Annotated in this window: 22 protein-coding genes; 10 read left to right on the top strand and 12 right to left on the bottom strand. The window is 69.9% G+C overall.

What is annotated here, in order from left to right; translation table 11 throughout:
- The first annotated feature begins 81 nt into the window (after positions 1–81).
- Both N1027_RS03425 and N1027_RS03420 read left to right on the top strand, forming a co-directional pair.
- Entirely contained in the window at positions 82–2,625 is a 2,544-nt protein-coding gene (locus N1027_RS03425; protein WP_259505240.1) for a glycosyltransferase family 2 protein, read from the top strand.
- Positions 2,622–4,217, top strand: coding sequence for a chitinase (locus N1027_RS03420; RefSeq protein WP_259505239.1), 1,596 nt, complete (start codon positions 2,622–2,624; stop codon positions 4,215–4,217). Before N1027_RS03425 ends, N1027_RS03420 begins: the two co-directional genes overlap by 4 nt.
- A 119-nt stretch (positions 4,218–4,336) precedes the next feature.
- Here the strand turns inward: N1027_RS03420 and N1027_RS03415 are convergent, their stop codons facing one another.
- Genes N1027_RS03415 through N1027_RS03400 form a run of 4 tightly spaced genes read right to left on the bottom strand, consistent with a single transcriptional unit; the run spans position 4,337 to position 6,595 of the window.
- Positions 4,337–4,678, bottom strand: a complete 342-nt coding sequence (locus tag N1027_RS03415) for a CHY zinc finger protein (protein WP_259505237.1) — start codon at positions 4,676–4,678, stop codon at positions 4,337–4,339.
- Entirely contained in the window at positions 4,675–5,271 is a 597-nt protein-coding gene (locus N1027_RS03410; protein ID WP_259505235.1) for an energy-coupling factor transporter transmembrane component T family protein, read from the bottom strand. Before N1027_RS03410 ends, N1027_RS03415 begins: the two co-directional genes overlap by 4 nt.
- Complete coding sequence (locus N1027_RS03405; RefSeq protein ID WP_259505233.1) at positions 5,268–6,002, bottom strand: energy-coupling factor ABC transporter ATP-binding protein; 735 nt, start codon at positions 6,000–6,002, stop codon at positions 5,268–5,270. The genes N1027_RS03410 and N1027_RS03405 overlap by 4 nt, the downstream gene beginning before the upstream one ends.
- Positions 5,999–6,595 (bottom strand): biotin transporter BioY, encoded by a 597-nt coding sequence (locus N1027_RS03400; protein WP_259505232.1) that lies wholly within the window; start codon positions 6,593–6,595, stop codon positions 5,999–6,001. The genes N1027_RS03405 and N1027_RS03400 overlap by 4 nt, the downstream gene beginning before the upstream one ends.
- Before the next feature lie 59 nt (positions 6,596–6,654).
- On the opposite strand from N1027_RS03400, the gene N1027_RS03395 reads away from it, so the two are divergent.
- Positions 6,655–7,305: a TetR family transcriptional regulator gene (locus N1027_RS03395; RefSeq protein WP_259505230.1), complete on the top strand. Its 651-nt coding sequence runs from the start codon at positions 6,655–6,657 to the stop codon at positions 7,303–7,305.
- Here N1027_RS03395 and N1027_RS03390 read toward each other — a convergent pair.
- Both N1027_RS03390 and N1027_RS03385 read right to left on the bottom strand, forming a co-directional pair.
- Positions 7,286–8,182, bottom strand: coding sequence for a TIGR03620 family F420-dependent LLM class oxidoreductase (locus N1027_RS03390; RefSeq protein WP_259505228.1), 897 nt, complete (start codon positions 8,180–8,182; stop codon positions 7,286–7,288). The two genes, N1027_RS03395 and N1027_RS03390, sit on opposite strands and share 20 nt — an antisense overlap.
- Positions 8,179–8,934: an SDR family NAD(P)-dependent oxidoreductase gene (locus tag N1027_RS03385; RefSeq protein ID WP_259505227.1), complete on the bottom strand. Its 756-nt coding sequence runs from the start codon at positions 8,932–8,934 to the stop codon at positions 8,179–8,181. Before N1027_RS03385 ends, N1027_RS03390 begins: the two co-directional genes overlap by 4 nt.
- 107 nt (positions 8,935–9,041) lie before the next feature.
- Here N1027_RS03385 and N1027_RS03380 point away from each other — a divergent pair, with 107 nt between their 5' ends.
- Positions 9,042–9,632: a TetR/AcrR family transcriptional regulator gene (locus N1027_RS03380; protein WP_259505226.1), complete on the top strand. Its 591-nt coding sequence runs from the start codon at positions 9,042–9,044 to the stop codon at positions 9,630–9,632.
- 27 nt (positions 9,633–9,659) lie between these two features.
- Here N1027_RS03380 and N1027_RS03375 read toward each other — a convergent pair whose 3' ends face one another.
- From N1027_RS03375 to N1027_RS03350, 6 genes are all read right to left on the bottom strand, one after another.
- Entirely contained in the window at positions 9,660–10,463 is an 804-nt protein-coding gene (locus N1027_RS03375) for an acyltransferase domain-containing protein (RefSeq protein WP_259505224.1), read from the bottom strand.
- A complete protein-coding gene (locus N1027_RS03370) occupies positions 10,460–11,299 on the bottom strand; it encodes a class II fructose-bisphosphate aldolase (protein ID WP_259505223.1) in 840 nt (279 codons plus the stop codon). Before N1027_RS03370 ends, N1027_RS03375 begins: the two co-directional genes overlap by 4 nt.
- Positions 11,300–11,301: 2 nt before the next feature.
- Positions 11,302–12,261 (bottom strand): 1-phosphofructokinase family hexose kinase, encoded by a 960-nt coding sequence (locus N1027_RS03365; protein WP_259505222.1) that lies wholly within the window; start codon positions 12,259–12,261, stop codon positions 11,302–11,304.
- Entirely contained in the window at positions 12,243–13,364 is a 1,122-nt protein-coding gene (locus N1027_RS03360) for an N-acetylglucosamine-6-phosphate deacetylase (RefSeq protein ID WP_259505220.1), read from the bottom strand. Before N1027_RS03360 ends, N1027_RS03365 begins: the two co-directional genes overlap by 19 nt.
- Positions 13,365–13,372: 8 nt before the next feature.
- Positions 13,373–14,290, bottom strand: coding sequence for an ROK family protein (locus N1027_RS03355; RefSeq protein ID WP_259505219.1), 918 nt, complete (start codon positions 14,288–14,290; stop codon positions 13,373–13,375).
- Between the two features lie 76 nt (positions 14,291–14,366).
- A complete protein-coding gene (locus N1027_RS03350; protein WP_259505217.1) occupies positions 14,367–15,245 on the bottom strand; it encodes an SIS domain-containing protein in 879 nt (292 codons plus the stop codon).
- A gap of 142 nt (positions 15,246–15,387) precedes the next feature.
- Here N1027_RS03350 and N1027_RS03345 point away from each other — a divergent pair, with 142 nt between their 5' ends.
- The 6 genes from N1027_RS03345 to N1027_RS03320 all read left to right on the top strand — a co-directional run bounded on the left by N1027_RS03345 (position 15,388) and on the right by N1027_RS03320 (position 22,455).
- On the top strand, positions 15,388–16,182 hold the full coding sequence (locus tag N1027_RS03345; protein WP_259505208.1) for a DeoR/GlpR family DNA-binding transcription regulator: 795 nt from the start codon (positions 15,388–15,390) through the stop codon (positions 16,180–16,182).
- Between the two features lie 155 nt (positions 16,183–16,337).
- Entirely contained in the window at positions 16,338–17,597 is a 1,260-nt protein-coding gene (locus N1027_RS03340; protein WP_259505206.1) for a Gfo/Idh/MocA family protein, read from the top strand.
- Positions 17,597–18,925, top strand: a complete 1,329-nt coding sequence (locus N1027_RS03335; RefSeq protein ID WP_259505205.1) for an ABC transporter substrate-binding protein — start codon at positions 17,597–17,599, stop codon at positions 18,923–18,925. Before N1027_RS03340 ends, N1027_RS03335 begins: the two co-directional genes overlap by 1 nt.
- Positions 18,926–18,929: 4 nt before the next feature.
- Positions 18,930–19,949, top strand: a complete 1,020-nt coding sequence (locus N1027_RS03330; RefSeq protein WP_259505199.1) for a carbohydrate ABC transporter permease — start codon at positions 18,930–18,932, stop codon at positions 19,947–19,949.
- Positions 19,942–20,808 (top strand): carbohydrate ABC transporter permease, encoded by an 867-nt coding sequence (locus N1027_RS03325; RefSeq protein WP_308199772.1) that lies wholly within the window; start codon positions 19,942–19,944, stop codon positions 20,806–20,808. Before N1027_RS03330 ends, N1027_RS03325 begins: the two co-directional genes overlap by 8 nt.
- 30 nt (positions 20,809–20,838) lie before the next feature.
- The gene (locus tag N1027_RS03320; RefSeq protein WP_259505197.1) at positions 20,839–22,455 is read left to right on the top strand and encodes a DUF4832 domain-containing protein; all 1,617 of its coding nucleotides are present in this window, start codon (positions 20,839–20,841) and stop codon (positions 22,453–22,455) included.
- Position 22,456: the final 1 nt, after the last annotated feature.

The raw sequence follows: 22,456 nt of genomic DNA, 5'->3' as shown, positions 1-22,456 counted from the left end.
TCACCCCCAGCGTCCCCAACGCTCTGCTGCACGCACCACCCCTTTCTCTCAGCTGAACATCGTCTTCGACCCGAGGAACACATGTCTACGAAGTCACTGGCTTCGCCTGCCCGAAAACGACAACTGGGCGCCGAGCGCAGCACCGAACCCCTCTCCACCGTGCACGCGATCCCGAGCGACACGAAGATCACCTGGGGCCGCCTGGCCATCGTGATCACCGTCGCCGCGTGGATCACCTACGTCGTCTCCACCGTCGTGCGGCAGTTCCTGAACAACGGCACCGAGAGCTTCCGGTTCACCACCGAAGCCATCTCCTACCTCGTGGTCGTGACCTTTCTCACCTTCTCGGCCCTGATGTACCTCGTCGCTCGGCAAGGCGCACTGCAGCGCTTCCGCGACCACGTGCGGGTGCCGCGAGCCGAGCTCGACAAGCACTTCTCGGCGGCGCACCAGACCATGACGGTGCTCGTTCCCTCCTACAGTGAAGAACCGGCCGTCGTGCGCAAGACACTGTGGTCGGCCGCGCTGCAGGAATACCCCTCGCTCCGCGTCGTGCTGCTGCTCGACGACCCGCCCTTCCCCTCCGATCCGGGCGTCGCCGCACAGTTGGAGGCATCGCGCCGAATCGCGTCCGACATCGCCGACGACCTGCGCGCACCGCGGGACCGCGCCGTCGATGCGCTGCTGAGTTTCGAAGGGGGCCAGCTGCTCGGCGACGCGGTGCACGCATCCGACGTGCGCCGGCTGGCGGGCGCCTACTCCGACGCGGCTGACTGGCTGCAGACGATGGCCGACCACGAGGAGCGCACCGACCACGTCGACACCTTCTTCGTGGAGCAGGTGCTCGGCGCCCTCGCCGGCGACCTGCGTGTCACTGCCGACGCCCTCGATCTCGCCCTCGACGTCGACGAGTCGCCCTCGGCCGAGCGGATGCTCGAACTGCACCGCCGCCTCGTCTGGATCTTCTCGGCCGAACTCGAGACCTTCGAGCGCAAGAAGTTCGCGTCGCTCTCGCACGAGGCCAACAAGGCCATGAACCTCAACTCCTACATCGGACTGATGGGCGGGCGGTTCCGCCGCGAGCAGAGCCCTGACGGCGTCATCCTGCGCCCCGTCGACGCCGACGAGACGGCCGATGCTGTGCCCACTGACTATTACGAGGTTCCGGATGCCGGCTACCTCCTCACCCTCGACGCCGACTCGTTGTTGCTGCGCGAGTACTGCCTCCGGCTCGTCTACTTCCTCGAGCAGCCGCACAACGAGCGGGTCGCCGTGACGCAGACCCCCTACTCCTCGTTCCGCGGTGCGCCGACCCGCATCGAGCGCCTCGCCGGCGCCACCACCGATCTGCAGCACATCCAGCACCAGGGCATGACGCACTACGGCGCGACCTTCTGGGTGGGCGCGAACGCGGTCATCCGGAAGCCCGCTCTCGAAGACATCGTTGAGATCGAGACGGTGGGCGGATTCGAGGTGCGCCGCTACGTGCAAGACCGCACCGTCATCGAAGACACCGAGTCGAGCGTCGACCTGGGCCTGCACGGCTGGACCCTCGTCAACTACCCCGAGCGCCTCAGCTACAGCGCCACCCCGCCCGACTTCGGATCGCTGATCGTGCAGCGCCGGCGCTGGGCGAACGGGGGCCTGCTCATCCTGCCGAAGTTCTGGCGGCAGATCCGCGCCCGCCAGCGCGCCGGGCATCCGGTGGGCATCGCGGAGATCCTGTTGCGCGTGAACTACATGGCCTCCATCACCTGGGCGAGCTTCGGCCTGGTGTTCCTGCTCGCCTACCCCTACGACAGCCGGCTGCTGAGCCCGGTGGTGTTGATCGCGGCGCTGCCGTACTTCATCGCCATGGGCAGCGACCTGCGCTACAGCGGGTACACGTTCACCGACATCTTCCGCATCTACGGCTTCAACCTGATCCTGCTCCCGGTGAACCTGGCGGGCGTGTTCAAGTCGCTCGAGCAGGCGATCTCGTCGAAGAAGATCCCGTTCGCTCGCACGCCGAAGGTGCGCAACCGCACGGCGGCGCCGCTGCTCTACGTCGTGGCGCCGTACGCCATCGTCGTGTTCTCGGTGCTCACCTTCTGGCGCGACTTCGGCGCCCAGAACTGGGGCAACGCGGCGTTCGCTGCGCTCAACGCCTCGCTCGCCAGCTGGGCCATCCTCGCGAACATCGGCATCGGGCCGTCGCTCGTGGATGTCTGGCTCGGCCTCACCAAGTGGCTCTACGTCGACCGCAAACCGGCCGCGGTCGCGTCGGGAGCCGGAGCGGGTGCGGGAGAAGCAGCAGCGGGAGCGGGTGGTGCCGCGGCAGCCCCCTCGCTCGCGCTGTCGGCCGGCGCCCCACCGGCCAGTGCTGCCGGGTCTGCGTCGCAGCCCGAACTCGACTTCGACGCCGTCGACTGGCGCTCGGTGCTCTACCACGGAAACCCGGCCGACCCGGCGACGGCGGTCTCGCGCTCGACGCGACGCCGCGCATCCGGAGACCGTGACGCGCGGAAGGATCGCAGCACGCGCAAGGAGCGAGGTGCCCGCGGCGGCCTGGGAGGCGGCAACGGTCCTGGTGCCGCCGGCACGCACGGCCGAGAGACGGTCGGCGCCGAGCGGAGCGCGGCATGAGCGGCGTCACCCCGGCTTCCCCGAGCACCGTCATGCCCGCCGCATCCGGCCCGCACGCCGGCAAGCGACTCTCGCCACTGCGGGTCAGCATCGCCGTCGGCGCCATCGCGGCCCTCTCGCTCGGCACCTTCGTCGCCGTGCAGAGCTTCGACTCCGCGCACGCCGACACGGTGAGCCCCTGGTTCGCGGGCTACGTCGACGTCACGGCCACACCCACCTACGCCTTCGAGACCCCGGCGCAGCCGGCCGATCAGGACGTGGTGCTCTCGTTCGTCGTCGCTTCCACCGACGATCCCTGCGTTCCCACCTGGGGCACGGCCTACACCCTCGACGGCGCCTCCAAAGACCTCGACCTCGACCGCCGACTCGCCCGCCTGCGCCAGGCCGGGGGCGACGCGGTGGTCTCCTTCGGCGGCCAGCGCAACGACGAGCTGGCCAGCGGATGCACCGATCCCGCTGCGCTCCAGTCGGCGTACGCCTCGGTCATCGATCGTTACGAGCTCTCCACCATCGACCTCGACATCGAGGGCTCGGCGCTGAGCGACTCGGCGGCGGGGGAACGGCGGGCCACCGCGATCGCCGCACTGCAGCAGGCCCGGCGGGACAAGGGAGACGACCTCGCCGTCTGGCTCACCCTCCCGGTCGCCCCCTCGGGTCTGACCGAGGAGGCCACCGACACCGTCGCCCAGATGCTCGACGCGGGGGTCGATCTCGCCGGCATCAACGTGATGACGATGAACTACGGCTCGAGCCGCGGCACCGAGTCGATGGCCGACGCCTCCATCGACGCCCTCAAGGCGACGCACCGCCAACTCGACGCGCTCTATTCCCAGGCCGACATCGAGCTCTCCGACGCGACGCTCTGGTCGAAGATCGGCGCCACACCGATGGCGGGCCAGAACGACGTGAAGGGCGACGTCTTCGGTCTCGCCGATGCGTCGGCCCTCAACGCCTTCGCCCAGCAGCAGGGACTCGGGCGCATGTCGCTCTGGTCGCTGAACCGCGACGCCACCTGCGGACCGAACTACGTCGACCTGAAACGGGTCTCAGATGCCTGCAGCGGCATCGACCAGGGCGACCAGACGTTCGCGGGGCTGCTCTCGGCAGGCTTCGCCGGGCATCCGGATCTCTCCGCCTCCTCGGTGACCACGCCCGACGCCGACCAGCCCGTGGTCGACGACCCTGCCACCAGCCCCTACCCCATCTGGGCGGCGGAGTCGTCGTATCTGAAGGGCACGAAGATCGTGTGGCACGGCAACGTGTACCAGGCCAAGTGGTGGACCCGCGGGGACACCCCCGACGACCCGGTGCTGAACGAGTGGGAGACCCCGTGGACCCTGGTGGGCCCCGTTCTCCCGGGCGAGAAGCCCTACCAGGCGCTCACGCTGCCGGCGGGCACCTATCCCGACTGGGCCGGCGCATCCGTCTACGACAAAGACGACCGCGTGCTGTTCGACGGTGTGCCCTACGAGTCGAAGTGGTGGAACCAGGGTGCAAGCCCCGAGGCCGCCAGCGCCGACCCCGACAGCTCGCCGTGGGTGCCGCTCACAGACGACGAGATCTCCGAGCTGCTCGCCACCCCCGCCGCCTGAGGAGCACGCGCGGCACCTGCTTCAGACCTCGATCGATGCCGTCGTCGTCTCCGAAGACGGAGTCGCCCGGCGCCACTGCCGTGCCGCTTCAAGGTGCCGCCACCACACCCGCGGACCTCTCAGACGGACGGGCGCGGTTCACTCTCGAAGTAGAGGTGGCTGTGCAGGCGGCACCCCTCGTTGAAGGCTGCATCGCAGGAGGGGCAGGCGGTGACCTCGAGGTAGTCGGCGATGCTGATCTCGGCTTTGCACTCGCCGCAGAGGATGGCGCGCGAATCCCACTGCGCCCGCGGCCACTGCTCGGCCGGGTGTCCGGCCGTCTCGGCGTGGCAGAGGTGGCAGGGGTAGTAGCGGCCGCAGCAGAAGAACTTGATGGCGATGATGTCGACGGCCGAGCCGTAGTGGATGCACCGGGTCTGGTCGTCGATGGTCGGCCCGAAGACCGCGGGGCCGGCACTCATTCGGCACCCCGGGCGATCAGGGCGTCGCCGAGGTCATCGGCGTGCTTCAGCGACATCACGAGCAGCGGCATGACCAGGATGCGCAGCCGAGGCTTTGCTCCCCGGGCACGCTGGGCGTCGCGGATGCTCGACGCGTACCCGGCGATGACAGGCACGACGGTGATCGTCATCGCCATCAGCAGGCCGACCCGAGCCGGATCGACCCCGATGCGGCGGAGCGGCGCCAGCCCGCGCTCGACCGCGTCGAGCAGGGCGCTGGTGCGGGTGGTCAGCGTGAGGAGGGTCGCGAGCATCACGACGGTGACCACGCGGCCGGTGTTCGTGGCCGCGACCGGCAGGGGAAGGAAGATGACCTGGGTGATGAGGGTGATCGCCACGATCCAGCGCAGTTTCCAGAGCTGGCGCGCGATCTCGAGCGGGCCGAACCCGGCGGCGAAGTAGCCCACGACCACGAGCGCCGAGGCTCCGGCGATGGACCAGGCGTTGTTCGCGAAGACCGTGATGGCGATGGCCAGGAGCATCAGGCCGAGCAGCTTCGGCCCGGCGGGCAGGCGGTGGACGATGCTCGTGCCCGGACGGTAGAGGGTGATCATCCGAGATCCCTCCGATACCGCGCGATGACGGGCGCCGGATCGTCGACCTCGAACAGACGGCCGTCTTCGAACCGCACCGCGACGTCGCACCGAGCGGCGAGTTCGAGGTCGTGGGTGACCAGCACGAGCTGCTGGGGGATCTCGTCGAGCAGCAGCGAGCTGATCAGTCGGCTGTTGCGGCCGTCGAGCAGAGCGGTCGGCTCGTCGGCCACGATGAGCGCCGGGTCGGTGATGAGCACTGCGCTCAGGGCGAGCAGCTGCTTCTGGCCGCCGGAGAGGCTGTGGGCGGGAGCATCCGCCCGTTCGGCCAGTCCGTAGCGCTCGAGTGTCGCGGTCACCCGGCGGGCTATTTCCTCCCGGGTGAGGCCACGGCGGCGCAGCGAGAACGCGACGTCTTCGGCCACAGTGGGCATGATGATCTGCGCGTCCGGATTGCTGAACACGGAGCCGACCATCCGCAGCACCCGCTTGCGTTCGGCGACGAGGTCGTGGCCGTGGATGCCCACCCGGCCGCGGGTGGGTGCGACCAGGCCGCCGAGCAGGCGCGCGAAGGTCGACTTGCCCGATCCGTTCGATCCGATCACGGCGATGCGCTGCTGGGGCAGCGTCAGGGTGACGTCGCTCAGGATGCTCACCCCGGCCAGGTCGACGCCCACGCCCTCGAACACGAGCTCCCGCGGCGGCGGGGTGCCGTCGGAGGGGGCCGGGATCGAGGGGAACGGCGTGGTCATCGAACGATCGCGTCGATCTTCGCTGCGGGCGCGACGCGCACCTGGTCGCCGAAGGCCCGCGGGTAGGCACGCCACAGCGCCATCGTGATGAGGGTCGCGACGACTGCCTTGATCACATCGCCCGGTAGGTAGACGGTGCTCGCGAGCGCCGTCGCGCCGAGCGGCAGGTGGGTGACGAGGGCCTGAACGGGCACCCCGACAGCGTAGATCACGAGGATGCCGCCCACGACCGAGCCGAGCGCCGTGCGCCACCAGGTGGGGCGGCGGTGCCCGGCGTGCACGATGGCGCCGGTCACGAAGGCGCCGAGGATCCACCCGAAGAGGTAGCCGGCCGAAGGACCCACGAAGACGCCGGCGCCGCCGTGTCCGCCGGAGAGGAGCGGCAGCCCGACGAGCACGAGCAGCAGGAACACCACCACCGCCGCGGCGCCGCGCCAGGCGCCGAGCACCGCACCGGCAAGCATGACGCCGAGGGTCTGGGCGGTGATGGGAACCGCGTTGCCGAAGATGGGGATGGCGCCGGGGATGCCGAGCACCGCGATGATGGCGGCGAAGACCGCGATCCTGGCCAGATCCCGAACGTCGAATTTCATCTGCTGCTCCATCCTGAACACTGTTCACTTGAACGGTGTTCAGGTTATAGGATGACACGATGACGGTGAAATCGGAAAGGTCAGAACCGCGCGCTCCGCGCCGATCGAGCGGCGATGTCGTCGTGGCGGCGCTCGGCATCCTCGACCGTCAGGGCCTGCCCGATCTCACCATGCGCAACCTCGCCGAGAGCCTCGGTGTGCAGGCCAGCGCCCTCTACTGGCATTTTCCGAACAAGCAGACCCTCTTGGCGGCGGTCGCCGACGAGATCGTGTCCCGCACGCGAACCCGCCCGGTTGCCGCCGACGACTGGCGCGACGCCGTGCATTTCGACGCGATGGCGTTGCATGATGCGCTCTTGGCGTTCAAAGACGGCGCCGAGGTGGTCTCGAGCGCCCTGGCCCTGGGCCTCGGAGCGCGTGAAGCGGGTCGGCGCCTCGCGGCGTCGATCGAGCGCGGCGGCTTCGACCGGATGATCGCCGAGCGCTCCGCAGAGGCCCTGCTCCACTTCGTGATCGGCCAGACCTGGCACGAGCAGCAGCGACTGCAGGCCGACAGTCTGGGTGTGGTGGTCGAGCCGTTCGCCACCGACCCCGCCGAGGCCTCCGGCGCAACGCCCGAGGGCCCCGCGGTCTTCGAACTCGGGGTCGACCTCTTCCTGGCGGGCCTCGACGCGCGTGAGCCCGCCGCGCCTAGTCGAGGAGCGCGCTGAGTTCGCTCCACTCGGCCGTCGGCAGCCCTCGGTGGGCGGTGAGCACGTGCAGGGCCACGTGGTCGGCGCCCGCGTCCCAGTGCTCGCCGATGCGGCGACGGATGTCGTCGAGCGAACCCCAGGCCACGGTGGCGTCGATCAGACGGTCGCTGCCGCCCGGAACCAGATCGTCGTCGCCGAAGCCGAGCCGGCGAAGGTTCTGCTGGTAGCTCGGGAAGCCGATGAACATGCCGATGCCGCGACGGGCGATCTCGCGTGCCTTCGAGGGGTCGGTCTCGAGCACCACCGCCTGATGCGGCGCGATGAGGCCGTCGGGGCCGAGCAGGTCGCGGTTGACCGCGTTCGACTCCGGCGTGACGAGGAACGGATGGATGCCGGCGGCCCGGCGACCGGCCAGCGCGACCATCCGCGGCCCGAGTGCCCCGAGCATCCGGTCGCCGACGCCGACGCCGACGCCGACGCCGAGCGGAGCCGGGGCTCCGTCGAGCTCGTCGAGGTAGCGGTTCATCGCGCTCAGCGGTGTGCCGAACTCTTGGCCGGCCGAAGCCGCCGCATCCGCGTTGCTCACCCCGAGGCCCGCGATGAGCCGCCGGCCGTGGCGGTCGGTGAGCCGTTGGTGCTCGCCGGCCGCGACGCGCGCATCCGGGCTCCAGATGCTCATCACCCCGAACGCGACCGTCGAACGCGGGGCCGCGGAGAGGAGGCCGTCGGCATCGTGCCAGATGCCTGGGCCGTTCGCGCCGGCGATCCAGAGGGCCCGCCAGCCGTCGGCGTCGAGTGCCGCAGCGGCGTCGTGGATCTCGGCCTTGCTGGGCCCTCGCAGCTCCAGGCTCCAGATGCCCAACCGGCCGAGCGGCGGCGTCGTGCTGGTGCTCATGCCGTCCAACCGCCGTCGAGCGTCACGATCGATCCGGTCATGAAGTGCGCTTGGTCGGAGGCGATCCACGCCACGAGAGCCCCGACATCCTTGGGCGCTGCGAACTGCTTGAGGGAGGTCAGGCTCGCCATGTAATCGCCGGCCGGGCCGTCGGACGGGTTGCCCTCGGTGTCGATCGGGCCGGGCTGCACGATGTTCGCGGTGATCTTGCGCTCGCCGAGGTCGCGGGACAGACCGCGGGTGAAGGCCACCAGGGCCGCCTTGCTCATGCCGTAGACGGAGCCGCCGGGAAACGGGATGCTCTCGGCGGTCACGCTGCCGATGGTGATGATGCGACCGCCGTCGGGCAGGTGCTTCAGGGCTTCATGGGTCGTGTAGAGCGTGCCGCGGATGTTGAGATCGATGGTCTGCTCGATGTGCTCGTCGGAGGCGTCGGAGAAGGGCTCGAACCATCCGCCGCCCGCGCTGTTGACGAGGATGTCGAGAGATCCGAGCGCCGCCACCGCTTCGGTGACTCCCTGGCGGGCCCCGGCCGATTCCGCGTTGTTCGCGCGGATGGCGACGGCGCTGCCGCCCGCCTCGGCGATCTCCCGCACGACCGACTCGGCGCGCTCGGGCGACGACCAGTAGGTGATGGCGACGCGGGCGCCCTGGCGGGCCAGCTCCTGGGCGATGCCGGCGCCGATGCCCCGGGAGGCTCCGGTGACGAGGGCGGTCTTGCCGGCGAGGGGAAGGGTGGTGGATGCGGTCATGATGAACTCCTATTTCTGTTCCGTTCGGTACACAAAAGTCGTGGGGGTACGCGGGAATTCCCGAACCCGCTAAATGTGTTCTAAGAAGTACAGAAAAGGGAGTCGCCATGGCAGAACGCGGTAGACCCCGGGAGTTCGCGCTCGACGACGCACTCGACCGGGCGATCGAGATCTTCTGGCGCCAGGGCTACGAGGGCACGACGCTCGACGACCTGACGGAGGCGATGAAGATCAGCCGTCCGAGCCTCTACGCGGCGTTCGGCAACAAGGAGGAGACCTTCAAGCGAGCGGTGGAGCGCTATGCGGTGGTGGACATGGCCTACACCGCCGATGCGATCGCCGAGCCCACCGCGCGGCAGGTGGCCGAGCACTATCTGCGCAGCAACGTGATCGCGATCACCGAGACGGACAGGCCACCCGGCTGCCTCTCCGTGCAGGGCGGCCTGTCGGGCAGCCCCGAGCACCACCGTGTCGTCACCTTTCTCAACGACAGCCGCGCGGCCGGCGAGGCGAAGTTCGCCGAGCGCTTCCAGCGGGCGATCGACGAGGGCGACCTGCCCGCGAGTGAAGACGCCGAGGCTTTGGCGAAGTACCTCGCGATGGTGACGGCCGGTCTCGCCGTGCAGGCGGCGGCGGGTGCGCCCCGCGCCGTGCTCGCGCGTGCGGCCGAGCGGGCCCTCCTGGCCTTCCCCGCCTAGGCGCGCGGCAGCGGCGACGCCGGTTGATCAGCGGATGAGGATGCCGCGACGCTCCGACCAGTGCGCGCCCGAGCGGAGTCGCTCGGCCACGATCCTCTCCACCGCGGTGCGCGGAACCACACGAGCGGGATCGAGCACATCGGCCACGGGCCGACGGAAGACGAACTTGGCGACGGCGTGGTCGGCGGCTGCCGGCTCCGAGGCATCCGGTTCTGCGGGAAGCGTTTCGAAACGGCTCGCGAAGGCGACGATGTTGCTCTCCGCCGGGAGGGCCAGCAGTGCCGGGTCGAAGAGCCAGGTGTGGCAGACGATCGGGCCGGCGCCGAAGAGCTCACGCGCCTGCCGTAGGGAGTCGTCGACCGCGCGCGGGTCGAGCGGCCCGCCCTCCGGGATGTGCAGCGCGCGACCCTCCGGGGAGGCCCAGCGCTCGAACTGCAGCCGCCCCAAGGCGATCACGTCAGCCCGGGCGAGGCCGACGAGCCACGACAGGTCGACGGATGCGCCATAGGCGTCGATCTTGCGCCCGACGTCGGCGAGAGTGGCCGCCGTGACCTCGTCGGAGAGGCCGAGCCGACGGTGCCGTTGCACGGCGACCGGCTCGACCGCGAGGAACGCGGCGGCGAGGTGCGCCACGTCGCGGCCCTCGTCGGGCCGGGGGTCGGGGCGACGGATGCGACGGGTCGCCGTCTCCGCCTCGGCCTCGCCGACGGCTCGGTCGGCCCTCGCGTCACCCTCGATCGCCGACGCGAGCCACTCCACGAACGCAGGATCGGCCGCGACATCCGGGGCCGCGACGTCCGGAGCCGCGAGGCCCAGCAGCGAGACGCTCACGACGCGAGCAGCCGCAGGATGCGCGCGACCTCGACGGCCACGGCCTCCCGCCCCGGCGCGATGTACTTGCGCGGGTCGACGAGCGCGGTATCCGCCGACAGTGCGTCGCGCACCGCGCCCGTGAAGAGGCCGTTGAGATGCGTGGAGATGTTGATCTTCGTCATGCCCGCGTGCACGGCCGCGATGAGCTCGTCGTCGCTGAGACCCGACGAGCCGTGCAGCACGAGCGGCACCTCGACCGCGGCGGCCAGTTCGCCGACGAGCGACCGGTCGACGGTCGCCACCCGTGACGTCATGGCGTGCGAGGTGCCCACCGCCACGGCGAGCGAGTCGACACCGGTGGCGGCGACGAACGCGGCCGCCTCCTCGGGGCGGGTGCGCACTCCGGGCGCGTGCACGCCGTCTTTGCCGCCCACCTCACCGAGCTCGGCCTCCACCCGCACCCCGTTGGCATGGCAGAGATCCACCACCGAACGGGTGGTGGCGACGTTCTCGTCGTAGGGGAGTGCTGATCCGTCGAACATCACGCTGTGCACCCCGAGGCTCACTGCGAGTTCGACCAGCGCGACGTCTTCGGCATGGTCGAGGTGCACGATGGCCGGCACCGATGCCGCCCGCGCGAGGGCGAGACTCGCCAGCGCGATCGGCTCGAGCCCGCCGTGGTAGCGCGCCGCGTTGTGGCTGATCTGCAGCACCACCGGCAGCTCGGCCCGCTCGGCACCGGCGACGATGGCTTCCGCGTGTTCGAGCAGCACCACGTTGAACGCGCCGAGACCGCGCTGCGCGCGACGGGCTTGATCGACGAGATCGGGGTGGGTGGTGGTGGTTGTCGTCATGGTCACCTCGGGGTCGGGGGGTAAGCGGTGGGGAGGGCGAGAGGAAAGCTTCCGCCGTCAAGACGCGCAGCGAGGCGCGGGAGATCGGCGGGGTCGATCACCCCGGCGATCGGTGCCAGCACGGCGGCGGCTCCCGTGATGGCTGCGCAGCGGAGCGCCTCGGGGAGGGGAAGGCCGTCGGCGAGTGCGGCCACCAGTCCGGCTGTGGCCGCGTCGCCGGCGCCGGTGGGATTGCCGGAGACCCCGGGAACACCGTCCTGCGCCACGCGGTCGCCGTCGGCTGAGGCGCCGATCAGTCCGGCCGACCCCCGCGAGATCACGAGGCATCCGGCGCCCCGCGCGAACAGCGCCGCGAGCCCCGCATCGAGCGTCGACGTGCCGGTGGCTTCGAGAAGTTCCGATTCGTTGGGCTTCAGGATGTCGGCTCCCGCGTCGGCGGCGGCGACGAGCGCCTCACCGCTGGCATCCACCACCACGAGAGCACCGGCCGACGTGCCGGCGGCCACGAGCGAAGCGACCTGCAGAGCCGTCGTCGCCGGCGGGAACGAACCGGCGATGACGAGGATGTCCTGAGGCCCGCAGTGCTCGACGATCGCGGACTCGAGCGCCCGCCAGACGCCGTCGTCGAGCGCGGCGCCCGGCTCGGAGTAGAGCGTGGGATGGCTGCGCCCGTCCACCACGGCGACCGTGGTCCGGGTCTCGCGCCCGGTGGGCACGGACACTGTGTCGATGCCGGCGGCTGCCAGTTCGTCGTCGATCCACCCTCCGCTCGCACCGCCGAGAGGCTGCACCGCCATCACCGGGCGGCCGAGCGCGTGCAGCACCCGCGCGACGTTGATGCCCTTGCCCCCGGCGCGACGGGTCGCGTCGACGACGCGCACGGTCTCGCCGAGCCGCTGTACGTCGACGCGATAAGTCACGTCGATCGCGGGGTTCGGGGTGATCACGACGACGCGAGCCATGTTCCCCTCCTCATCACCCGGGCGACCCGTGAGCCGGCCAGTTCGAGCAGATCGGCGGTCGCACCGGGCACCAAGGCGCGCGGTGCGAGCCCAAGCGACCGCGCGGGAACGGTGTTCGTAGCCGCGACGATCTCGGGCAGGTCGACGCCGCGCCGGAGGAGGCGGCTGACCGCCCCCGCGACAGGTGTGCTGCTGCCGGCGAGCGACGAGCCGTCGGCCAGCATCGCAGCGCCCTCCGACACCACGACCTCGGAGCCGGCCAGGCGATACCGCCCGTCGCCGAGCCCCGTTGCGGCCATCGCGTCCGACACGAGCACGTAGCGAGCGGATGCCGCGCGCCGGGCCACATCGATCGCCTCGTCGTCGACGTGCCGGCCGTCGCCGATCAGTTCCACCACGAGTCGTTCGTCGGTGAGAGCGATCCCCACGGGGCCGGGGGCCCGATGGTGCAGTGGCGGCATCCCGTTGAAGAGATGGGTCACGACGGTGGCGCCGGTGTCGACCGCTTCACGCACCCGGTCAGCGGATGCGGCGGTGTGGCCGATCGCGACCGTCACGCCGGCCGCGCGTAGGCGGGCGATCGCCTCCAGCGCTCCGGGGAGCTCGGGAGCGAGGGTGACCATGAGCAGTGTGCCGTCGGCCGCATCGAGCAATTCGTCGACCGACCCCGCCGCGGGTTCGCGGAGGAGCAACGGGTTGTGAGCGCCACGGCGTTCGACCGAGAGGAACGGGCCCTCGAGGTGCAGACCGGCGAGCGCACCGGCTCTGACGAGCGGGGCGAGTTCGCGCATCCGTTCGATCGTGGTCGTGCGCTCGCCGGTGGCGAGGGAGGCCACCACGGTCGTGCTTCCCGTGTGGGCGTGGTGTTCGATCGCGGGAGCGGGGTCGGTGCCGAGGGCGCTGAACTCGGCGCCCATCGCTCCGTGCACGTGGGTGTCGATGAAGCCGGGCATGACGGTCTCGAGATCGAGCACGCCATCGTGCTCTCCGGCGGTCGGGACGCCGCCGTCGCCGCCGGCCACGATCACGCCGTCGGCCACCTGCAGCCAGCCCGGGCCGTCGTGCCCTGCCCCGTCGACGAGTCGGCGAGCCCGTATGAACACACCGCCGCTCACGAAGACCGCCCCGCGGCGAGGTCGGCTGCGAGGTCGGCGGCCAGATAGGCGGCGCCGAGTGCGCCCGCCTGATCGCCGTGCCGGGCGGCGACCAGCTGCGGCGCGCGGAGGTGCCCGATACGCTCCGCCACCGCGACGCGCAGCGGATCGAAGAGCAGTGGCCCGGCCTGGGCGAGCCCGCCCCCGACCACGATCGCCGTGGGTGCGACCGTCACCACGATGCCCGCGAGGGCGTCGGCCAGCACCGAGATGGTGTCGGCCCAGACGGCGATCGCCGACTCGTCGCCGGCCGCCACCCGCACAGCAACCGCGCGGGCGTTCGGCTCACCGGCCCGGCGTGCGGTCGCCGACGCCGACGCCACCTCTTCGACACGGAGTCCGGCGAACGGCCCCGAGCGGAGCACGATCTGGCCGATCTCACCGGCCCAGCCGCCCGAGACCAGCGGATGCCCGTGCACCAGGAAGGCGGCGGCCACACCGGTGCCGATGGGCACGAAGGCGACCGACCCGTCGACATCGCGGGCGGCGCCGGAGCGCACCTCGGCCAGGGCGCCCGCACGCACGTCTTGCCCGAGAGCGACAGCGGTGCCGAGCCTGCCCTCGGCCAGGGCCCGGATGGGGGCGTCGCGGAGGCCCACGTTGGATGACCAGAGGGCGAGGCCCCGCGCTTCATCGACGATGCCGGGCACGGCCAGGCCGATCGCCGCATCCGTCGCGCCGCCGAGCGATTCGACCAGACCGGCGACCGCTTCGACGATCCGTTCCCCCGTCGGGTCGGGCGTGGGAGTGTGCACTCGGAGCTCTGCCTCGATCGGGCCGGCGAGAGCGGCGGCTCCGTCGGCTCCGGCGCCGGCATCCGCGATCGATACGCGGATGCCCTTGATGGTCGTTCCGCCCACGTCGATGCCGATCATCGCTCGCGCCTCCTCCGCGCCACTCGTCGCTCGGCCACCCGTCGCCGCGCCGTCGTCTTCGGTGCCACCATCGTCGTCAGGCCAGGATGACAGATCGCGTGAGCGCGCGCGGGTTGTCCGGGTCGAGGCCACGCGAGAGGGCGAGGCCCACGGCGAACCGCTGAGCGACCACGAGGGCCGCCTGCGGGTCGAGTTCGTGGTGCACGAAACGCGCTCCGGTCTCGGCGATCTCCTCGGCGAGGCCCACAGGCGCTTCACCGAGACTCCAGACGAGCCGGCCAGGTTCTGCGATGGCGATCGGGCCGTGACGGTAGTCCATGGCCGGGTAGGACTCCGACCAGAACTGCGCGGCCTCGCGCGTCTTGAGCGCCGCCTCGAAGGTGAGGCCGACCGCCCAGCCGAGGCCCACAAAGCTGCACTGGTTCGCCGTGAGCAGGTCGTCGATCGGGATCTGCAGGGCGCGCTCGCCATCGGCGATGATCGACGCGATGTCGTCGCCCACGTGCACCCGCAACAGGGTGAGTGCCGAGGTGGCGAAGCGGGTCTGCACCACGGAGCGCTCATCGGCGAAGGGGAGGGCGATGGTCTCGTCGGCGTGCAGTGCGGCGGGGGAGTCGCCCACGGCCGTGATCAGTGTCGTCGGTGTCGAGTCGAGCGCCTTGAGCAGCTCGATGATCTCGGTTGTGGTGCCCGAGCGCGAGATCGCGACGACGCGGTCGTACTGACGGGAGGCGGGGTATTCGCTGCCCGCGAAGGCGTCGGTCACGCCCTGCCCGGCGCTCTCCCGCAGCACGGCGTACGACATGGCGATGAACCAGCTGGTGCCGCATCCGACCACCGCCACGCGTTCCCCGGCGCGCGGCAACTGCCCGGCGACGTCGGCCACCAGCTCGGCGGCGAGTCTCCAGGTGTCGGGCTGGGAGGCGATTTCCGCTTCGACGAAGGTGGAGGGCATGAGACTTCTTTCGGTCACAGGAGCTGTCCTGAGCGAAGACAGAACAGGAATGATTGATATCTCTGTATTTGAGCAGAATCAATCACAACGCGCAAGATCATCTGTGCGAAAATGGAGCACCCAACGAAGGATCGGCCGCCAGATGACCCAGCAGCAACGTCTCAACGTCGTACTCGAACTCGTCTCCGAGCGCGGCAGCGTGTCGATCGCGGAGGTGAGCGATGCGCTCGGGGTCTCGACCGCGACCGTGCGGCGCGACCTCAACACCCTCTCCGATCAGCGCCTGGTCACGCGCACCCACGGCGGGGCCTCGGCTCTCGGGTCGGGCTACGAGCTGCCCCTGCAGTACAAGATCGCGCGGCAGGCCGAGGCCAAGGTGGCGATCGCGCGGGCGGTGTCCGATCTGATCGCTCCCGGCGACTCGGTCGGGCTGAACGGCGGCACGACGACGAGTGAGGTCGCACGGATGCTGGGGCGCAGCGAGCGACTGCGTGGCGGGGCGGATGCCGCGGGTGTCACCATCGTGACGAATGCACTGAACATCGCGTACGAGATGTCGGTGCGCGAGCACATCAAGATCGTGGTCACCGGCGGGGTGCCCCGGCGGCAGTCCTACGAACTGGTCGGCCCCCTGGTGGCGGCATCGCTCCGCGACTTCAGCATCGACATCGCCGTGCTGGGGGTCGATGGGTTGAGCGGCACCTTCGGGGCCACGACGCTGCACGAGGGCGAGGCGGAGGCGAGCCGCGAGATCGCGGCGGTCTCCCGCCGGCTCGTGATCGCGGCCGACGCCACCAAGCTCGGTCGCAGCACCTTCGCGCGCATCTGCCCGCTGTCGCGGATCGACGTGCTGGTCACGGATCAGCCGGTGTCGCGCGAGCTGGCCGGAGAATTCGACGCCGCGGGTGTCGAGGTCATCGTCGCCCCCGCATCCTGACCCGCCCGACGTCGGGGCCGCCACCGCTCGCGTGTTACAGGGTCGTTAACAATTCTCTGCACGCTTTGTGAGCGCTTCGTCGAAAGCTAGTGTCTGGACATGCTCATTTCAGCACCAGTAGTGACAAATACGCGCAAGTGTTGCAGGATGTCGTCATGCACGAAGATGTGAGGGCGCTGCGCCCGACGATTCCAGTCACCGACGGCAACGCCGTCCCGGTCGCCGTGATCGGCTTCGGCCAACGCGCCGCGATCGCCCAGCACGTGCCTGAGGCGCGGCCCGGTGCGCGCGTGGTCGCCGTGGTCGAGCCCGACCCCGTCGGCCAGGAGCGGGCGCGCCAGGCCTACCCCGAGGCGACGGTCCACGCGAGTATCGGCGACCTGATCGCCGCGCGCCAGGTGACGGCCGCGATCGTCACCACGCCCGACCACACCCACGAGGCCATCGCGGTCGCGCTGCTGGAGGCCGGCATCGCCGTCTACCTCGAGAAGCCGCTCGCGATCAGCCTCGAAGGCGCCGACCGCGTGCTGAGCACGGCCGCCGAGACCGGCACCGTGCTCTACGTGGGCCACAACATGCGGCACTCCGCCGTGGTGCGCACCATGCGCGCCGTGATCGACCGCGGCGAGATCGGGCAGGTCAAGGCCGTCTGGGTGCGCCACTTCGTGGGCAACGGCGGCGACTACTACTTCAAGGACTGGCACGCCGACCGTTCGAAGACCGGCACCCTGCTGCTGCAGAAGGCCAGTCACGACATCGACGTGGTGCACTACCTCGCCTCGAGCTACACGCGCCGCGTCGTTGGCATGGGCGATCTCATGGTCTACGGCGACGTCACCGACCGTCGCGACCGCCGCGGCGAGCTCATGACCGACTGGTTCTCGTTCGACAACTGGCCGCCCGCGAGCCAGATCGGCCTGAATCCGGTCGTCGACGTCGAAGACGTGTCGATGATGATGATGACGCTCGAGAACGGCGTGATGGCGAGCTACCAGCAGTGCCACTTCACTCCGGACTACTGGCGCAACTACACGGTGATCGGCACCGAGGGCCGGCTCGAGAACGTCGGCGACACGGCCGGCGGGGTCGTGAAGGTGTGGAACCGTCGTCACGAGTGGCAGGTCGCCGGTGACCTCGAGTACCCGATCGAGGGCGTGGAGAGCGGGCACGAGGATGCCGATCTGCTCACCATGACCGAATTCTTCGACCACCTCATCGACGGCCGACCCACCCTGGTCAGTCCGCTGGCCGCCCGCGAGGCCGTGGCCGCCGGAGCGCTCGCCGCGGCATCGCTCCGCGACGGTTCACGCCCCCTCGACGTGCCCCTGCTTCCTGCGCACGTCGCCGCACACTTCGCTCCCGCAGCATTCCTTTCACCATCCCTCTCCCCGAACACCACTGGAAGGACCTTCTGATGAACTCCTCGTTCCCCCCTCCCGCGCGACGTAGAGCCGCACGCCGCCTCGTCGCCGGCGCCGCCTTCGCCGTCGGCCTGGCGCTGGTCGCGAGCGGTTGCGCCGGCTCCGGCTCCGGTGCGGGCACCGGCTCCTCGGGCGAGTACGCAGCCCCGGCCAAAGACCTCTCGGCCGACATCACCTACGGTGTCTGGGACCAGCAGCAGGTGGCGGCGATCGATGAGAACATCGCCGCCTTCAACGAGATCTACCCGAACATCAAGGTGACGGTGAACGTCACCCCGTACGCCGAGTACTGGACGAAGCTGCAGACTCAGGCCTCCAGCGGCACCCTGCCCGACGTGTTCTGGATGAACGGTCCGAACATCGGCCTCTACGCCTCGAACGACCAGATCCAGCCCATCACCGGCGAGGTCGAGGCGGGTGACATCGACCCGGCCAACTACCCGAAGTCGCTCGTCGACCTCTACACCATCGACGACGTGCAGTACGGAGTGCCGAAGGACTTCGACACGATCGGCATCTGGGCGAACAAGGCCCTGTTCGAGAAAGCCGGTGTGGCGCTGCCCACCGGCGACTGGACCTGGGACGAGTTCCAGCAGGCCGCGAGCGCGATCTCCACGGCGCTGAAGGCCGACGGAGAATACGGTGCAGCCGGCGGTATGGATGGCCAGACCACCTACTACGACACCATCTTCCAGGCCGGCGGCCAGGTCATCGACGACGGCAAGTCGGGCTATGCCACCCCCGAGACGGAGGCCGGCCTTCAGTTCTGGACCGACCTGATCGCCGATGGTGCATCGCCTTCGATCCAGCAGCTCACCGACACCACGGCCGACCAGTGGTTCGTGTCGGGCAAGCTGGCGATGTACTGGGGCGGCAGCTGGTTCCGTTCGGCCCTCACCGACCCCGCTCTGGCCGCCGACGTGACGGTTCTCCCGCTCCCGATCGGTGAGAAGCAGGCGACCGTCATCCACGGTGTCTCGAACGTCGTCTCGGCGAAGTCGAAGAACATGCAGGCAGCTCAGGCATTGCAGGTCTTCCTCGCCAGCAAGGATGCCCAGCAGCAGCAGGGCGACGCCGGATCGATCATCCCCGCCTTCACCGGAACCCAGAGCGCCTTCACCGACTCGATGCCCGACGCCGACCTCCAGGTCTTCCTCGACGCCGTCGACTACTCGGTGCCGCTGCCGGTGAGCAACAACACGGCGGTCTGGAACGCCTTCGAGACCGACCTGCTGCCGCAGGCGTTCTCGGGTGAGCGGCCGGTCGACGAGGTCGCGACCGAACTCTCCGATCAGATGGACGCCGCTCTCGCGAAGGAGTGACCCGATGACGACTGACGCACGCCGCACGGTTCCGCCCGCCTCGTCCCTCCGGGGCGGGGCCGGGCGGGGCCGGGCAGCCGCCCCGTCCGGCCCCGATGACCTCGACCCGACCCGGCCGACCGGCTCCGACTCGCCGCGCTCGGACAAGCGCCGCCGCGGCGACGGCTTCTGGCCGTGGCTGTTCGTCGCCCCACTCGTGCTGGGCGTCGTGGTGTTCTACCTGTGGCCGATCGTGCAGACCGCCTGGATCTCGCTCACCGAGACCGGCCCTTTCGGAGGCTCCACCTTCTCCGGCATCGTGAACTACCTCACGCTCTTCGCCGACCCGCAGCTCTACCTCTCGCTGGTGAACACCATCATCTACACGCTGATCGTGCTGCTCGGCGTGCCGATCTCCGTCTACCTCGCGAGTCTGCTCAACCTCCCGGGTCTCCGTTTCGCGTCGCTGTACCGCGTACTCTTCTTCCTGCCCTACGTCGCGATGCCCACCGCTGTGGCGATGGTGTGGCGCATCATCTTCAACGGCGACTACGGCATGCTCAACTACCTGCTGAGCCTCGTGGGCATCCAGGGGCCGTACTGGATCTCCACGCCGGGATTCTCCATCGTCGCCGTGGCGATCGTCGGTCTGTGGTCATCGCTCGGCTTCAGCCTGATCGTGCTCTCGGCAGGCCTCAAGAACATCCCCCCGGAGCTTTACGAAGCGGCCGACCTCGACGGCGCGTCGCGCTGGCGGCAGTTCCGTTCGATCACGGTGCCACTGCTGTCGCCCACGATCTTCTTCGTCACGATCGTCACCGTCATCTCGAGCTTCCAGCTCTTCGACCTGCTCTACGCCATCCTCGGCAGCAGCAACCCCGTGCTGCCGCGGAGCATGTCCCTCGTCTACTTCTTCTATCGCGAGGGCTTCGTCAACAACGACAAGGGCTTCGCGGCCGCCATCGCCATGGTGATCTTCTTGATCATCGGCCTGGTGACCGTTCTGCAGTTCCGGTTCCAGAGGAAGTGGGTGAAGGGTGACTGAGGCCATCCCGGTGCGGGCCATGAGCCGCCGCCGTCGTCAGCGCCGCCGTGGCGGATCGCACGTCGTGGCGCACATCGTGCTCGGTGTGGGCGGACTGATCATGGCGTTCCCGTTCATCTGGCAGATCATCATGTCGCTGTCCACGACCGCCGAGGTGCAGAGTGTGCCGCCCACTCTCTGGCCGGCCGAGTTGCAGTGGGACAACTACGTGCGGGTCTTCGAGCGCCTGCCGTTCCTCGACCAGTTGCAGACCTCGGTGCTCATCACCGTCATCCGCACGGTCGCGCAGATCCTGTTCTGCACGCTCGCGGGCTATGCCTTCGCCCGGATGCGCTTCCGCGGCCGCGCGATCCTGCTCGCCCTCGTGCTGTCGATCCTGATGGTGCCTTCGCAGGTGTACCTGCTGTCGCAGTACCAGATCGTGCAGGGTCTCGGCCTTCTCGACAGTCTCGGCGGGCTGGTGCTGCCTGGGCTCTTCAGCGCCTTCGGTACCTATCTGATGCGCACAGCGTTCCTCGCGATGCCGGTGGAGCTGGAGGAGGCCGCGCGGCTGGACGGCGCGAATCCGTTCACCATCTTCTGGCGCATCATGCTGCCACTCGCGAAGCCGACCATCAGCGTGCTGGCCATCACCACCGCGCTCTGGTCGTGGAACGAGCTGCTCTGGCCGCTCGTGGTCACCACCTTCAGCGAGCACATGCCGCTCTCGGCCGGGCTCGCGACGCTGATCGGCGACCGCACCACCGACTTCCCGCTCGTGATGGCGGCGAGCCTGCTGGCCATGGCACCGATCTTGATCCTGTTCATCCTGCTGCAGCGCCGGGTCATCAACGGCCTCGCCTCCAGCGGACTCAAGTGACCCAGTCATTCCCGTGATTGAAGGAGAACCATGAAACGCATCCTCGGTCTGCCTGCGCTCGCGCTGGCCGCCGTCTGCCTGACGGCGGTCGCTGCGCCGGCCGTCGCGGCGGCTGCCGACGCCCCGCCGGGCGCGACCACCGTCTCGTACGAGGCGAGTGACGAGGTGATCGCGAACCCGCAGCGCGGCTTCGACCACACCAACAACACCCACTACCAGGCCGACGGATCGGGCTACACGCCGCTCGACGAGGCCACGCTCGAGGGCTACCGCGCCGAGGGCATCACGCAGATCGTGCGCGTGTTCTACCTCGAGAAGTTCGTGGCGAATCCGGTGCTCGACGACGCCTACCTGGCGCTGCTGCAGGCCGACTTCGACACGGCGCGGGCCGCCGGCATCTCGGTGATCGCGCGCTTCGCCTACGTGCAAGGCGGCGACTGGCCGTACTCGCCGCCGTACGGCGACGCGTCGCTCGACGTGGTGCTCGCGCACATCCACCAGCTCGGACCCATCTTGCGGGCGAACGCCGATGTCATCCCGGTGGTGCAGAACGGATTCGTCGGGCTGTGGGGCGAGGGCTACTACACCGATCACTTCGTGGCCGACCCGGCCGATCCGGGCGTCGTCACCGCCGAGGACTGGGCGAACCGCTCCGCCGTGACGCAGGCGCTGCTCGACGAGCTGCCCGCCGACCGCGGCGTGCAGGTGCGCACCATGCTCTCGAAGCAGGAGTTGCTCGGGGTGCCGGCGAGCGCCGACAGCGCGGTGACCGCCGAACAGGCCTTCACCGACACGCCGATCGCGCGGGTGGGCCACCACAACGACTGCCTGCTCGCGGCGCCTGACGACTTCGGCACCTTCCTCTCCGACCCCATCACGCTCGACCAGGAGTATCTCGAGGCCGACAGCCTGTACGTGCCGGTGGGCGGCGAGACCTGTGCCGTCAATCCGCCCCGTTCGGAGTGGGAGAGCGCCTCCGCCGAGATGGCGCGCTACCACTACAGCTACCTCAACGCCGACTACAACCAAGACGTACTGGACACCTGGGGTGAGGCGGGCCTGAAGGAGACGGCCCAGCGGCTCGGCTACCGGTTCGTGCTGACCTCGAGCACGGTGACGCCGGGCGCTGACGCCGGCACGGCCACGGTCTCGCTCGACGTGCGCAACGACGGTTGGGCCGCGCCCTACACGCCACGGCCGGCGGTGCTCGAGCTGACCGCTGCCGACGGCACGGTCACCGACGTGCCGTTCACCGGCAACGCCGACGCGCGCCGGTGGTTGCCGGGAACGACGACCACCGTCACCGCGTCTCTCGCTGAGGTGCCCGCCGGCACCTACTCGCTCGCCCTGGCGCTCCGTGCTCCGGATGCGGGCACCGCTGCCGACCCGCGCTTCGCCGTGCAGACGGCCAACGTGGGCACCTGGAACACCACCACGGGTGTGAACGAGCTCGGCCAGACGGTCACGATCGCGGCGGCGGATCTCGCCGCGCCGGTGACTCCGGCCGACCCGGGCTCCGGCTCGGGTGCCGCGCTCGCCGCCACAGGTGAGGGCCCGGTGGCGCCGATCGCCGGAGGGCTCGCGCTTCTCCTGCTGGCGCTCGGGGCGGGCCTCGTGATCACCCGGATGCGCGCTCGTCGCGTGTGAC

Origin of the sequence: Herbiconiux aconitum (assembly GCF_024979235.1) — a bacterium.
GTDB lineage: Bacteria > Actinomycetota > Actinomycetes > Actinomycetales > Microbacteriaceae > Herbiconiux > Herbiconiux aconitum.
Note: the sequence above shows the minus strand (reverse complement) of the source record. Positions and strands in the feature narration are given on the sequence as shown.

What these genes read in the sequence shown, in the direction of transcription:
- N1027_RS03365 (WP_259505222.1), bottom strand. Translation starts at nt 12,261, where the DNA reads ATGGCTCGCGTCGTCGTGATCACCCCGAACCCCGCGATCGACGTGACT.
- N1027_RS03370 (WP_259505223.1), bottom strand. Translation starts at nt 11,299, where the DNA reads ATGACGACAACCACCACCACCCACCCCGATCTCGTCGATCAAGCCCGT.
- N1027_RS03340 (WP_259505206.1), top strand. Translation starts at nt 16,338, where the DNA reads ATGCACGAAGATGTGAGGGCGCTGCGCCCGACGATTCCAGTCACCGAC.
- N1027_RS03380 (WP_259505226.1), top strand. Translation starts at nt 9,042, where the DNA reads ATGGCAGAACGCGGTAGACCCCGGGAGTTCGCGCTCGACGACGCACTC.
- N1027_RS03415 (WP_259505237.1), bottom strand. Translation starts at nt 4,678, where the DNA reads ATGAGTGCCGGCCCCGCGGTCTTCGGGCCGACCATCGACGACCAGACC.
- N1027_RS03355 (WP_259505219.1), bottom strand. Translation starts at nt 14,290, where the DNA reads ATGATCGGCATCGACGTGGGCGGAACGACCATCAAGGGCATCCGCGTA.
- N1027_RS03335 (WP_259505205.1), top strand. Translation starts at nt 17,597, where the DNA reads ATGAACTCCTCGTTCCCCCCTCCCGCGCGACGTAGAGCCGCACGCCGC.
- N1027_RS03410 (WP_259505235.1), bottom strand. Translation starts at nt 5,271, where the DNA reads ATGATCACCCTCTACCGTCCGGGCACGAGCATCGTCCACCGCCTGCCC.
- N1027_RS03395 (WP_259505230.1), top strand. Translation starts at nt 6,655, where the DNA reads ATGACGGTGAAATCGGAAAGGTCAGAACCGCGCGCTCCGCGCCGATCG.
- N1027_RS03425 (WP_259505240.1), top strand. Translation starts at nt 82, where the DNA reads ATGTCTACGAAGTCACTGGCTTCGCCTGCCCGAAAACGACAACTGGGC.
- N1027_RS03390 (WP_259505228.1), bottom strand. Translation starts at nt 8,182, where the DNA reads ATGAGCACCAGCACGACGCCGCCGCTCGGCCGGTTGGGCATCTGGAGC.
- N1027_RS03350 (WP_259505217.1), bottom strand. Translation starts at nt 15,245, where the DNA reads ATGCCCTCCACCTTCGTCGAAGCGGAAATCGCCTCCCAGCCCGACACC.
- N1027_RS03345 (WP_259505208.1), top strand. Translation starts at nt 15,388, where the DNA reads ATGACCCAGCAGCAACGTCTCAACGTCGTACTCGAACTCGTCTCCGAG.
- N1027_RS03400 (WP_259505232.1), bottom strand. Translation starts at nt 6,595, where the DNA reads ATGAAATTCGACGTTCGGGATCTGGCCAGGATCGCGGTCTTCGCCGCC.
- N1027_RS03330 (WP_259505199.1), top strand. Translation starts at nt 18,930, where the DNA reads ATGACGACTGACGCACGCCGCACGGTTCCGCCCGCCTCGTCCCTCCGG.
- N1027_RS03320 (WP_259505197.1), top strand. Translation starts at nt 20,839, where the DNA reads ATGAAACGCATCCTCGGTCTGCCTGCGCTCGCGCTGGCCGCCGTCTGC.
- N1027_RS03405 (WP_259505233.1), bottom strand. Translation starts at nt 6,002, where the DNA reads ATGACCACGCCGTTCCCCTCGATCCCGGCCCCCTCCGACGGCACCCCG.
- N1027_RS03385 (WP_259505227.1), bottom strand. Translation starts at nt 8,934, where the DNA reads ATGACCGCATCCACCACCCTTCCCCTCGCCGGCAAGACCGCCCTCGTC.
- N1027_RS03420 (WP_259505239.1), top strand. Translation starts at nt 2,622, where the DNA reads ATGAGCGGCGTCACCCCGGCTTCCCCGAGCACCGTCATGCCCGCCGCA.